We start from the raw sequence: 12,981 nt of genomic DNA, 5'->3' as shown, positions 1-12,981 counted from the left end.
AAGTAAAGAAGGAAGAAAGCTGGGCATATTTTGTGGATCAGGCAAAAAAATGGATACATTGTGACGGGGCATACCGTCTCGGCCTGACTGGAAAAGGCGTAGGTGTAGCAGTCCTGGATACGGGGATTTTTCCCCATACGGACTTTGAAAATAGAGTTGTCGTATTTAACGATATGCTGAAGAGAAGATTCCTGCCTTATGATGACAACGGTCACGGTACACACATTTCGGGAATTATCGGAGGAGGAGGCCTGGCCTCCGAAGGAAGATACCAGGGCGTTGCGCCCGGATGCAGCCTAATCAGTGTGAAAGTCCTTGATCAGAAAGGAAACGGCTTTGCTTCCGATGTGCTGTCCGGACTTAAATGGATTGAAAAGCACAGACAGGAGTTTGGTATCAGGATCATCAACATATCGGTAGGCTCCTTCACCAGGAAGGGGATGAGCGAGGATTCGGCTCTTGTTAAAGGGGTTGATGCCGCCTGGGATGCGGGTTTTATCGTGGTGGTGGCCGCAGGCAACAACGGGCCGGGGCAGCATACGATTACGACGCCGGGAATCAGCCGTAAGGTAATCACGGTAGGCTGCTCCGATGACTACAAAGAAGTGGATGTGGCGGGAAGCCGCATGATTGACTATTCCGGCCGGGGACCCACCAGCGCCTGCGTATGCAAGCCTGACATTGTGGCTCCCGGCTCCAGTATTATAAGCTGCGCCAACCGGCAGAACGGCTACACGGTCAAAAGCGGCACTTCCATGTCAACGCCTCTGGTTTCAGGGGCGATTGCCCTTTTACTGGAAAAATATCCCTGGATGAGCAATAAAGACGTGAAACTCAGGCTGCGCGAGCGGGCCGTTGATCTGGGACTTCCCCATAACCAGCAGGGCTGGGGCCTTTTAGATGTGGGACGTCTGGTGAATTGAGCTTTTTTCAGAAAAGGCCAATGCTTTCCCCAGAATTATCTGAAAAAAACACCGGCCCCTATTGACTGGCTGTAAAAAATGATTCATTGAAAGGCGGTGTAAGGTTCGAAAACGTACCTTATATCGCTTACATAATCTGTCTGCTGTCCTTCAGCATAACGTCATGGGCTCCGCCCTCGACAATACTTGTGGAGGAGATCAGGGTCATCTTGGCATTCTTCTGCAGTTCCGGAATGGTCAGGCAGCCACAGTTGCACATGGTGGAGCGTACTTTGCTCAGGGACAGGCCTACATTATCCTTCAGGCTTCCGGCATAAGGCACAAAGGAGTCCACACCCTCTTCAAAGGAGAGCTTTGCGTCGCCTCCCAGGTCATATCTCTGCCAGTTTCTGGCTCTGGCGCTTCCCTCGCCCCAGTATTCCTTCATATAGCTTCCGTTGATATTCACCTTTTTGGTAGGGCTCTCGTCAAAACGGGCAAAGTATCTTCCAAGCATCAGGAAGTCAGCGCCCATTGCCAGAGCCAGGGTGATGTGGTAATCGTGAACGATGCCGCCGTCCGAGCAGATCGGCACATAGATACCGGTTTCCTTATAATAATCGTCACGCGCCTTGGCAACCTCGATCAGGGCGGTAGCCTGTCCGCGTCCGATGCCTTTTTGTTCCCTTGTAATACAGATGGCTCCGCCGCCGATGCCGACTTTAACAAAATCCGCACCCGCCTCAGCCAGGAAACGGAATCCTTCGCTGTCTACAACGTTGCCTGCGCCGACCTTGACGGTGTCGCCGTAATTCTCTCTGATATAATCAATTACGATCTTCTGCCATTCGGAGAAACCTTCGGAACTGTCGATACAGAGCACGTCGGCGCCCGCTTCGAGAAGAGCCGGGATGCGTTCCGCATAATCCCTTGTATTGATTCCGGCGCCCACCAGATATCGCTTGGAGGAGTCGATCAGTTCGTTTTCATTGGTCTTATGGGAGTTGTAATCCTTGCGGAATACCATGGAAACAAGGCGCTGCTCCTTGTCAATGATCGGCAGGCTGTTTAACTTGTGCTCCCAGATGATGTCGTTGGCTTCCTTCAGCGTGGTGGTTTCATCGGCCCAGATCAGATGTTCGAAGTTGGTCATGAATTCACTTACCTTTGTGTCGAGAGACATACGGCTCACCCTGTAATCACGGCCCGTCACAATGCCTAAAAGTTTGCCTCCGGCCGTTCCGTCGGAAGTTACGGCAACGGTGGAATGGCCTGTCCGCTCTTTCAGATCCAGGATGTCCTTGAGGGTGTTTTCGGGAGTGATGTTGGAGTCGCTGCTGACAAAACCAGCCCTGTAGTTCTTCACGCGGGATACCATCTGAGCCTGGCTCTCAACGGACTGGGAACCGTAAATAAAAGAAAGCCCGCCTTCTCTTGCCAGAGCGATGGCCATATTGTCATCGGATACCGACTGCATGATAGCGGAGGTCATGGGGATATTCAGGCTTAAGGCCGGTTCTTCACCCCTTGCGTATTTAACCAGAGGAGTTTTCAGGCTGACATTAGCCGGAATGCATTTCGTGGATGAGTATCCCGGAATCAGCAGATATTCACCGAATGTGTGGGAAGGTTCGTTCATGTAAATTGCCATAATGATTCGTCTCCTTATCTCTTAACTTTATTTGTATGATTCATTTCCATTTTACCTATTTTTATTATTATACTGAACTGGATCTCTGCCGTCAATGGGGCAGGATGAATATAATTTTATTTAAGCGCAGCTAATACATTGTCCACGGAATCTGTCCGCGTAAGGCGGACTTTTCGGCAGGATATGGAAGAAGACAGGCATGGTAAAGTCAGGCAGCAGCAGGTTCCAGCCTTTTATTCGGTTTTATATTGGGAAGAGATAAAATGAGTTCCCCGTTTTGTCGGAATTTATACAAAATACTTTACAAAATGAAGAAAAATAGCTGTGATTCAGTGCATTTTCAATAGACTGCGGCGGCAATCGGCGATATAATTAGGACATCTGAAGAGTAAGGATACGAGCGTTAAGTATTGGCCGGACGGGGAGTTGCCGGCTGAGCGAAAAGCCCAGGCTTGCGGTTCGTATTCTGCATCCTGCTTCATACAGCAGTGGAATGGAAACGCTGAAAGCGGCCTTCTTTACTTGCTATATGAGCAAGGTAAAAAGGAGGTTATTTTTTATGTCAACAAGACAGACTGCAAAAACGGGAACAAGGGCTTCTTTCGGGAGCCTGCAGGTACTTATCATGATGGCGCTTTTTATAGCGCTCAGTATTGTGTTGGGCAAACAGCTGTCATTTACGGCCGGACCGTTCCGCATCAGTTTTGAAAACCTTACGGTGCTGATGGCGGGAATCTTTTTCGGTCCCCTGGCCGGACTTACGGTGGGAGCGTGTGCCGACCTGATTGGCTGCCTTCTGGTCGGATATGCGATTAATCCGATCATCACGGCCGGAGCGGCATCAGTGGGATTTATCTCGGGACTTGTATACAAAAACTGCTTCCGTTCCAAACCAAAACTCAGGCTTGCGGCATCGGTGGGCGCAGCGCATGTCATCGGTTCGATGATCATCAAATCCATTGGCCTGCGTATTTATTTTGGCTACCCGCTGCAGATGATCGCATTGAGAGTGCCGTTATACATTGTAATCGGCTGTGCGGAGGGATATATTATTTACCTTCTCCTGCGCAACAAGGCGTTTGGCAGACAGCTTGAAAGGATGAAAGACAGATGAAATATGAAGAGGCAATAACCTATATAAAAGAATCGACTTCTCCCGGAACCATGCCGGGACTGGAGAGGGTAGGCAGACTGCTTTCCCTTCTCGGCAATCCGCAGAACGAACTCAAAATTATCCATGTGACGGGAACCAATGGAAAAGGTTCCGTCTGCGCCATGCTGGAATCCATTCTGGATGCGGCGGGCTACAGGACAGGGCTTTTTACATCGCCCTATATCAGAAAGATGAATGAATGCATCCACCTTGACAAAAAGCCCATTGACGACAGGAGTTTTGCGGATGTCATCGGCTTTATCCGTCCTTTGGCGGATACGATGGAGGAAAAACCGACGGAATTTGAAATCCTGTCCGCCGCAGCCATGAAGTTTTTCAGCCAGAAAAAATGCGACGTCGTTATCTGTGAGACCGGTATGGGCGCCAGACTCGATGCGACGAATACAATGAAGGAAACGCTTGTCTCAATTATTGTAAATGTGGAGCTGGATCACATGGGCTTCCTGGGAGACACGATAGAGAAAATCGCCTTTGAAAAATCGGGTGTTATAAAACCCGGCTGCCCCGTTATTTTCGGTGGGACAAGAGAGGGAGCAAGGCAGGTTATCGCAGAGCAGGCGAAGCTTAATAAGGCGAAGTTAACAGAGGTTGACTACGGCGCGCTGCAGAATGTGGAAACGGATCTGGGAGGCTGCTCCTTTGATTTTAATGAATACAAGAATGTAAGGCTCTCCCTGCCCGGTCTATATCAGCCGTCCAATGCCGCGGTAGCGCTCACGGCCCTGTCTGTTATGAAAAAAAGAGGCATTTCCGTCAGTGCCGAGGCAGTGAAGCAGGGAATGAGAGCCGTATCCTGGCCGGCCCGTTTTGAAACATTGCTGAAAAATCCGCTCACAGTCTATGACGGAGCCCACAATATGGCGGGAATGACGGTTGCCGTGGAGAGCATCCGAACCTATTTTAAGGGTGAAACGGTCAATATCTTCATGGGAGTTATGGCGGACAAGGAATACGATGCCATGGTTGACATGCTGAAACCATATACGGAAGCCGTGTATACCGTTACGCCGGATAACCCCAGAGCCCTGCCGGCAAAAAAACTGGCGGACTGTTTTAAAAAGCACGGTGTGGAAAAGGCCAGGCCCTTCGATACGCTCAGGGAAGCGGCGCTCTGCGCGCTGGAGGACTGCATAAAGACAGGAAAACCTCTTGTCGCACTGGGAACGCTTTATATGTATGAGGAGGCGGAACGCACCTTCAGACAGTGTGCGGCTGAGCTGGGCCTTGATGAAGGTTCTCTGCCCATACAGGAATCAATCGACGGACGTTAATGAGGGAAACAGTATGAAAATATCGATTCTAAATGAAAATACGGCGGGGAAACGGGGGTTCCTTGCGGAACACGGCCTCTCCCTGCTGATTGAGCATGAGGGAAAGCGCTGGCTCTTTGATACGGGGCAGACGGATGTGTTCATGAAGAATGCGGCCCTGCTTCACGTGCCGCTTACGGAGCTTTCGGGTATTATCCTGAGCCACGGCCATTTTGACCACTGCGGAGGCCTTGAATTTCTGGTCAGGGAGTATCAGAAGAACGGGAAGAAGCTGCCTCCCGTTTTCGTCAGGGAGAGCGCGTTTCTTAACAAAACGGCAATCAATCACGATCACAGAACATACCGTATCATCGGTATTCCATGGAAACGGGAACTGATAGGGAGCGCCATCCGTCTGACCAAAAGCCGGGAAGAGATAGCTCCAGGAGTGACGGTCATGGGTGATATCCCATATACGCCGGGGCTTGAAAAAAAGCCGGATTGGTTCTTCATAGACAACGGGACGGAGAAGATCCCCGATTACATGAGCGACGAGCAGATGCTCGTATTCGAGACGGAAAAGGGGCTCTGCCTGTTTGCCGGCTGCTGCCATCCGGGGATATTAAATTGCCTGGAATACGTCTCACAGGCTTTTCCCGGGCAGAAAATACACAGTATTTTTGCCGGAATGCACCTGGCCGGGGCGTCCACGGAGCGGATTGCACAGACGGTAAAAGAGCTTGGAAAAAGAGATTTTGATCTCCTTATGCCGGTCCACTGTACCGGCATCGAAGCCATGGGCCGGATGAAAGCATCATTCGGCGCCGGATGCCGTCTGGTGGAGACGGGAATGACGCTGGAACTTTGAGTGTCAAAGGCACGGGAGGAAAGACGCGCAGCGCGTTAACCTCCCAGTGTCACATCCTGTTTCCCATACCAGGCAAATGCTTCCTCCACATGGCGCGGAGTGAAATCAGGCCAGTAATCATCCACCACATAAAAATCGGAATAAACCGACTGGAGCGGCAGAAAACCGGACAGCCGTCTTCTCCCTCCCCACCTGATAATCAGATCGATCCGGGAGATATCAGAGGTCTGAAGCTTTGGGCCGACATTTCCTTTCTTAAATCCAAGATCCCATTCCCAACTGTAATTGACAAGAAAATTAATCTTCATACCGCCGTTTCCAAAGTCCTTACGCGTCGTGTAGGGCAGCAGTTCCTCCGGAAACATGGCGGATTCGGTATTTCCCGCCACAAGCAGGCTGGCGTCCTCTTTGGACAGCACCTTTACCGCGGCAATGCAGGCCTTTGTAAATGCCTGGCGCTGGAGGGAAGGGCGTTTTGTGTTATCCGCGGTGAAACCGTAGAAGGACATTTCTTTCACACCGAGTTTCTGGCAGGTATGGAACAGCGACATGCCGGGGGAAATCCCGCGTTCATATCCGTCTTCCTTTTTCAGCCCGTTTCCGACGGCCCATCTTCTGTTTCCGTCGGGAATAATCCCAACGTGTTCCGGTACTCTCATTTTAGTTCCTCCGCTTATCATTCAATTTCTCCTAATTCCCGCACAGCGGCCGCGCAGGGGCCGGGGGAATCATCCTGTGTGGAGTATTGCCGGAAAATGGAAGAAGTATTCAGAACAGAAGAGGAGACAGCAGTGAAAAAGCGAACGTCCATACCGGATAAAAAATGCCCTTACCACCGGTTACTGCAAACCCGGCGGCAAGGGCATTTTTATGTTTAGTGGACAAAACGGTTGATATCACGGTTTGCTCCGAGAATCACGAGGATGTCGTTCGGCTTAAATACGTAGCTTGCTCCCGGGAGCGGATGCAGGGTATCGCTGTATTTGATTGCCAGGATAGTAATGTTGTATTTATTGCGGACATTCATATCGACGATGCTTTTGCCGATCCACGCGTCGGGAACCGGAATTTCGTAAATAGAGTGTTCCTGGGTCAGTTCGATGTAGTCAAATATATTATCGGAGCTGTAACGGACGGCGGAGCGGACCGCCATTTCTTTTTCCGGATAAACCACCTGGTCGGCGCCGTTTCTCAGCAGGAACTTGGCGTGGATATCACGGCTTGCACGGGAAAGGACGAATTTAGCTCCCAAATCCTTTAAAAGGGATGTAATTTCAAGAGAACTCTGGAAATTATCTCCGATTGCCACGACGCAGACGTCAAAGTTGCGGATTCCCAGGGAACTCATATATTGTTCATTGGTACAGTCGCCAATCTGGGCGCTGGTGACATAAGGCAGGACAGCGTTGATTCTCTCTTCAGAAGTATCGATAGCCATAACCTCGTGTCCGAGCTCGTGAAGTTTCATTGCCATAGTGGAGCCGAAACGGCCCAGACCGATGATAAGAACAGTTTTCATTTAAAATATCCTCCAAATTTTATGATAATCAGCCGACGGTGATACGTTCCTGGGGAAGGAGCACCGGAAGTTTCTTTTTGTTTGTGAGTGCATAAAGCATGGTGAGGCCGCCGACACGGCCGAAATACATCAGTAAAATTAAAATGATTTTTGAAAATACGCTTAAATGGCCTGTGATGCCAAGGGACAGGCCGACGGTTGCAATAGCCGACGTGGTTTCAAAGGCCGCCTGCATCAGGTTGACGTCGTCCAGCCAGGTGATGAGAAAAGTGGCCGTCAGCATCAGGGAAATATACATCGCCAGTATTGCAATGGCATTTCGGAGGATATCGTATGGAATCCTTCTTTTATAACACTGGATGCTCTCCTGGTTCTGGAACGCGGAGCGTATGCACAGGATGGCCAGGGCGAACGTAGTCGTCTTGATACCGCCTGCCGTGGAACCCGGTGAACCGCCGATAATCATCAGGATGACAATGAGCAGCTGGGCCGCCTCCGAAAGAAGGTTTAAATCCACACTGTTAAAACCGGCTGTCCTTGTCGTAACCGACTGGAACAGGGAGGCCATAAAACGCTCCTGGAGCGTCAGACCGTCCCAACAGTCCCGGGTAAACTCAAACAGGAAGAGGAACAGGGCCGGAAAGAGGATCAGGCAGATCGTCGTGGTGAGAACAATCTTAGTCTGTAAATGGTAATATTTATGCTGGAGCTTATGGGTCTTAATATCGTCCCAGACAAAGAAACCAATACCGCCGATAACGATTAAAAGCATGATCGGAATGTTGATAAAAGGATTTCCCGTGTAGCTTGTAACCGAGGAGGTGGGACCGCTGGTGCCTCCCATCAGGTCGAATCCGGCGTTGCAGAAGGCGGAGATGGAGTGGAATACGGAGAACCAGATCCCCTTCAGGACTCCCATCTGCGGGCAGAACTGGAATGCCATGATAACGGCTCCCATGACCTCAAAAAAGATGGTCCCTTTTACGATAAAGCTGGTCATGCGGACGATTCCTCCTACCTGCGGGGCGGAAATGGATTCCTGCATAACGTAACGCTGTTTCAAACCGATCTTCCTGCCCGACAGGATGGTGATGGCGATGGCGAGCGTCACAACGCCCATGCCTCCTATCTGGATCAGGATAATGATGACCGCCTGGCCAAAGGTGGACCAGTAGGTATAGGTGTCATGAACGATCAGGCCGGTCACACAAGTGGCTGAGGTAGCCGTAAACACAGCGTCGATAAATGGAGTCGCTTCACCGGTCTTCGATGCAATGGGAAGGCTCAGAAGAACAGCTCCTGTGATAATAATAAGGAAGAAACCGCCAAGAATAATCTTGGCCGGAGTCAGCGACCACACTTGTTTTCCAATCATATTGATTTTTCAGCTCCTAAATTCTTATATTTTATTATTGCCTATTGATTATATAAAGAACCGCCTGAGATGTCAACGTAAGAAAATGTAATGATTATTACAGCAGTCCATAAATACCGCCGCCCGTCTCCCGGAAGGAGGAGCTAAAAAGAGGAGAACTGTATACAGGAATCTCTGTGGACATACGGCCCGGGAAATGATATAATGCTCTTACTTCTGAAAATAAAGTTTTTACAACATGTCTTGCGGTGCCCGCTGTCGGCTGTGTACCGCCGTTCTGACCGGCTGCTGTTAACTACCGTGCCCAATCCCGCGTTTTACGATGCACGGAAACGCAAAAAAAGCCGTTTCTCGCCGCATATCCCGGTTTTTTACAAAAAGCACGCATAAACACCCTGCGTGAATAGTAACTCCGGCTGCATTGTCCGCATAAAACCGGGAAAATAAGGGTTGACATTTTAAGTCACTTATACTATTATAAGAACAAGAATAGAACGTTTGTTCGTATTGAAAAATCATTGGAGGATGAGATGAACAGAGATGACAAGATGAAGGCACTCGATGCCGCACTGACACAGATAGAAAAGGCATACGGCAAAGGTTCCGTGATGAAGCTGGGAGATTCCGGAGCCAACATGAATATAGAGACAGTTCCGACCGGTTCCCTCAGCCTTGATATTGCGCTGGGACTGGGCGGCGTACCGAAGGGAAGAATCGTGGAAGTTTACGGGCCGGAGTCCAGTGGTAAGACTACGGTTGCACTCCATATGGTTGCCGAGGTACAGAAGAGAGGCGGAATTGCAGGCTTTATCGACGCCGAGCATGCCCTGGATCCTGTTTATGCGCGTAATATTGGTGTAGATATCGACAACTTATATATTTCCCAGCCGGATAACGGCGAGCAGGCTCTGGAGATTACGGAGACGATGGTGCGATCCGGCGCGATTGACATTGTCATTGTCGACTCGGTTGCCGCCCTTGTTCCGAAGGCGGAGATCGACGGCGAGATGGGAGATGCCCACGTAGGCCTTCAGGCCAGGCTGATGTCCCAGGCTCTGCGTAAACTCACCGCTGTTATCAGCAAGTCCAACTGTACCGTTATCTTTATCAACCAGCTTCGTGAGAAGGTCGGAGTCATGTTTGGAAACCCGGAGACCACCACAGGAGGACGGGCCCTTAAGTTCTATTCCTCCGTACGTCTGGATGTCAGAAGAATTGAGACGCTTAAGCAGGGCGGCGAGATGGTCGGCAACCGTGTCCGTGTTAAGGTTGTCAAAAACAAGATTGCCCCGCCTTTCAAGGAGGCAGAGTTTGACATCATGTTCGGCAAGGGAATTTCCAAGGAAGGAGATATCCTTGATCTGGCCGCGAAAGAAGATATTGTGGAGAAGAGCGGAGCCTGGTATGCTTACGAAGGCAGCAAGATCGGACAGGGAAGAGAGAATGCAAAGAACTTCCTGATGGCCAACCAGGAACTGTGCGCCGAGATAGAGGCCAAAGTACGCGAGAAGTACGGGCTGCGCGAAGGAGCGGCGGCCGGTGCCACAGAGAAGAAGGATGGAACTTTACCGCCGGTAGAGAAGAAGGCTGACGCCGAATAGACAGGGAGCAATCGGAGGCCCGGCGGCCAAAAGGGGCAGGAACTTCCATCCGCGTATGAATATGAATCAGAATTTGAAAATAAGAGAGTAACGGTTCGGGAGGCTTGATATGACAGTAGACAAAATTGAGCCCCTTGATAAACGAAGGAGCAAAGTCTTCATTGATGGAGACTTTGCCTTTGTTTTATATAATGGGGAGATACGGCATTACCATATAGAGGCGGGCGGAGAACTGGCCGAAGCGGTTTACCGGGAGATACTTTACAGCGTAATCTGTAAAAGAGCCAAGGAGAAGTCCCTTTACCTTCTGAAATGTTCCGGCAGGACAGAGAGTGAAGTGAGGAGGAAACTGAAATCGGGCTTTTATCCTGAGACGGCCATCACCGAGGCGATCGACTTTCTGAAGCGTTACCATTATCTGGATGACCGCGAATACGCGAGGAACTATGTGGAACTGTACGGAGATAGAAAGAGCAGGACGGAGCTGATTACTTCTTTAATGAAGAAGGGGATCGACAAGGGAACGGTGGAAGAGTTCTGTAATGAGCTTCAGGCCGACAGTTCCGGCCAGATTATGAACCTGTTGAAGAAGAGGCGGTACGACCCTGGATGCACGGACAAGAAAGAACGCCAGAAGCACGTGGCATATCTGATGAGGAAAGGTTTCTCCTATGAAGAAATACGAAATGCAATGGGATTATTTGGAGAAGAGGATTACATGATTTAACGGATTTTCCATCCTTTGTTAAATAGTGACGAAAAAAGCCGTGATTACCGCCGGTGGTTCCGTGAGAAGTTTTTTTCGGCTGAGACGGGGCAGAAGTCTGAAAAGACGCGGGAGCAGCGGTGTGAAAGGGCGCCCCTATCTGTTTTTATGCACTGTAAAGCGTGTCATTGACAGCGGTTTGGCCTGTTTTTGGAAGACTGTGAATAGTAACCGAAAAGAGGGTTTCAGACTCTTAATATACTTGACATAATGTATAAAACAGTTTAAAATTAGATCGTTGTATTCTTGTACAATGAAAACTAAATAAGGAGGTGCTCCTGTGTCACAAGTAATAATTCCGTTCATTACAGGTATTATTGTAGCTGTTATTACTTGGTTTGTGGCCATTAACTATCGTCAGAAAACGTATGAAGCGAAAATTGGCGGTGCTGAGGAACGATCAAGGGAAATAATAGATGAAGCATTAAAAGTTGCAGAGACTAAGAAGCGAGAAGCTCTCCTTGAAGCAAAGGAAGAGTCCTTAAAGACAAAGAATGAGCTTGAGAAAGAAACAAAGGAAAGAAGAGCTGAGCTTCAGCGCTATGAACGACGTGTACTGAGCAAAGAAGAGAATTTGGACAAGAAGTCCGAGGCAATGGAAAAAAGGGAAGCAAGTCTGGCAAACAGGGAAGAGGCCCTCAAGAAGAGAACCGCCGAAGTGGAGGAGCTCTATGATAAGGGTACGCAGGAACTGGAGAGGATATCCGGTTTTACTTCCGAGCAGGCGAAGGAATTCCTGCTTAAATCTGTTGAAGAAGATGTTAAGCATGACACTGCAAAGCTGATTAAAGAAATGGAAACCAAAGCCAAAGAGGAAGCTGATAAGAAAGCAAAAGATTATGTGGTAACGGCCATTCAGCGCTGTGCTGCTGATCATGTGGCGGAGACGACAGTTTCCGTGGTGCAGCTCCCCAATGACGAGATGAAGGGACGTATTATCGGACGTGAAGGACGTAATATCCGCACCCTTGAAACACTGACAGGCGTAGAATTGATTATTGACGATACGCCGGAGGCAGTCGTACTTTCCGGATTTGAGCCAATCAGAAGAGAAGTGGCAAGAATTGCCCTGGAGCGTCTGATTGTGGATGGCCGAATTCATCCGGCCAGAATTGAGGAAATGGTAGAGAAAGCACAGAAGGAAGTAGAGACTATGGTGCGCGAAGAAGGAGAGGCAGCTCTTCTGGAAGTCGGCATTCATGGAATCCACCCCGAGCTTGTGAAACTGCTTGGTAAGATGAAGTTCAGGACAAGCTATGGACAGAATGCGTTAAAGCATTCAATTGAAGTGGCTCAGCTGGCGGGTCTGCTTGCCGCAGAGGTAGGCGTGGACGTCCGTACGGCGAAGCGCGCAGGTTTATTACATGATATTGGAAAAGCTGTTGACCATGAGCAGGAAGGTACTCACGTGGAATTAGGCGTTGCCCTTTGTAGAAAATACAAGGAGTCAGCGACGGTAATTAACGCAGTTGAGTCCCATCATGGCGATGTTGAACCGCAGAGCCTTATTGCATGTCTCATTCAGGCCGCTGATACAATTTCAGCCGCCAGGCCGGGCGCAAGAAGGGAAACTCTGGAGACATATACGAACCGGTTGAAACAGTTGGAGGATATCACCAATTCCTATAAGGGAGTGGACAAGTCCTTCGCAATCCAGGCGGGACGTGAAGTCCGCATAATGGTAGTGCCCGAGCAGGTCAGCGACGATGATATGGTGCTGATGGCAAGGGATATATCGAAGAGAATTCAGGAAGAGCTTCAGTATCCTGGTCAAATTAAAGTAAATGTGATCCGCGAATCAAGAGTTACCGATTACGCGAAGTAATTCTCCGAAATGAAAAATAAATGCCCTAAAACCGTAAGAATCAAAGATTC

Annotated in this window: 11 protein-coding genes and 1 riboswitch; of the genes, 7 read left to right on the top strand and 4 right to left on the bottom strand. The window is 49.5% G+C overall.

Annotated features, from left to right (window positions below):
- Positions 1–32: 32 nt before the first annotated feature.
- Positions 33–923, top strand: coding sequence for a S8 family peptidase (locus V3C10_16800; GenBank protein WVP60961.1), 891 nt, complete (start codon positions 33–35; stop codon positions 921–923).
- Positions 924–1,050: 127 nt separating this feature from the next.
- Here the strand turns inward: V3C10_16800 and V3C10_16795 are convergent, their stop codons facing one another.
- Positions 1,051–2,553, bottom strand: coding sequence for an IMP dehydrogenase (locus V3C10_16795; protein WVP60960.1), 1,503 nt, complete (start codon positions 2,551–2,553; stop codon positions 1,051–1,053).
- Positions 2,554–2,935: 382 nt separating this feature from the next.
- A riboswitch (THF riboswitch) is annotated at positions 2,936–3,034 on the top strand.
- A 78-nt stretch (positions 3,035–3,112) separates the two neighbouring features.
- Here V3C10_16795 and V3C10_16790 point away from each other — a divergent pair.
- From V3C10_16790 to V3C10_16780, 3 genes are read left to right on the top strand one after another with little or no spacing between them, the layout of a single operon-like run.
- The gene (locus V3C10_16790) at positions 3,113–3,667 is read left to right on the top strand and encodes a folate family ECF transporter S component (protein WVP60959.1); all 555 of its coding nucleotides are present in this window, start codon (positions 3,113–3,115) and stop codon (positions 3,665–3,667) included.
- The gene (locus tag V3C10_16785) at positions 3,664–4,998 is read left to right on the top strand and encodes a folylpolyglutamate synthase/dihydrofolate synthase family protein (protein ID WVP60958.1); all 1,335 of its coding nucleotides are present in this window, start codon (positions 3,664–3,666) and stop codon (positions 4,996–4,998) included. The genes V3C10_16790 and V3C10_16785 overlap by 4 nt, the downstream gene beginning before the upstream one ends.
- 13 nt (positions 4,999–5,011) lie before the next feature.
- Positions 5,012–5,845 (top strand): MBL fold metallo-hydrolase, encoded by an 834-nt coding sequence (locus V3C10_16780; protein WVP60957.1) that lies wholly within the window; start codon positions 5,012–5,014, stop codon positions 5,843–5,845.
- A 35-nt stretch (positions 5,846–5,880) separates the two neighbouring features.
- Here V3C10_16780 and V3C10_16775 read toward each other — a convergent pair whose 3' ends face one another.
- From V3C10_16775 to V3C10_16765, 3 genes are all read right to left on the bottom strand, one after another.
- Entirely contained in the window at positions 5,881–6,504 is a 624-nt protein-coding gene (locus V3C10_16775; GenBank protein WVP60956.1) for an undecaprenyl diphosphate synthase family protein, read from the bottom strand.
- 215 nt (positions 6,505–6,719) lie between these two features.
- Entirely contained in the window at positions 6,720–7,364 is a 645-nt protein-coding gene (locus tag V3C10_16770) for a TrkA family potassium uptake protein (GenBank protein WVP60955.1), read from the bottom strand.
- Between the two features lie 28 nt (positions 7,365–7,392).
- Entirely contained in the window at positions 7,393–8,739 is a 1,347-nt protein-coding gene (locus V3C10_16765; protein WVP60954.1) for a TrkH family potassium uptake protein, read from the bottom strand.
- Between the two features lie 530 nt (positions 8,740–9,269).
- Between V3C10_16765 and recA the strand changes: the two genes are divergently transcribed.
- The 3 genes from recA to rny all read left to right on the top strand — a co-directional run bounded on the left by recA (position 9,270) and on the right by rny (position 12,931).
- Positions 9,270–10,340 (top strand): recombinase RecA, encoded by a 1,071-nt coding sequence (recA, locus tag V3C10_16760; GenBank protein WVP60953.1) that lies wholly within the window; start codon positions 9,270–9,272, stop codon positions 10,338–10,340.
- A gap of 109 nt (positions 10,341–10,449) precedes the next feature.
- The gene (locus V3C10_16755) at positions 10,450–11,067 is read left to right on the top strand and encodes a regulatory protein RecX (protein WVP60952.1); all 618 of its coding nucleotides are present in this window, start codon (positions 10,450–10,452) and stop codon (positions 11,065–11,067) included.
- 319 nt (positions 11,068–11,386) lie between these two features.
- The gene (gene rny, locus V3C10_16750; GenBank protein ID WVP60951.1) at positions 11,387–12,931 is read left to right on the top strand and encodes a ribonuclease Y; all 1,545 of its coding nucleotides are present in this window, start codon (positions 11,387–11,389) and stop codon (positions 12,929–12,931) included.
- The last annotated feature ends 50 nt before the right edge of the window (positions 12,932–12,981 follow it).

This window comes from [Clostridium] symbiosum, assembly GCA_036419695.1.
In the GTDB taxonomy this organism is placed as follows: Bacteria; Bacillota; Clostridia; order Lachnospirales; family Lachnospiraceae; genus Otoolea; species Otoolea symbiosa_A.
This window is presented reverse-complemented; position numbering and strand designations above follow the sequence as displayed.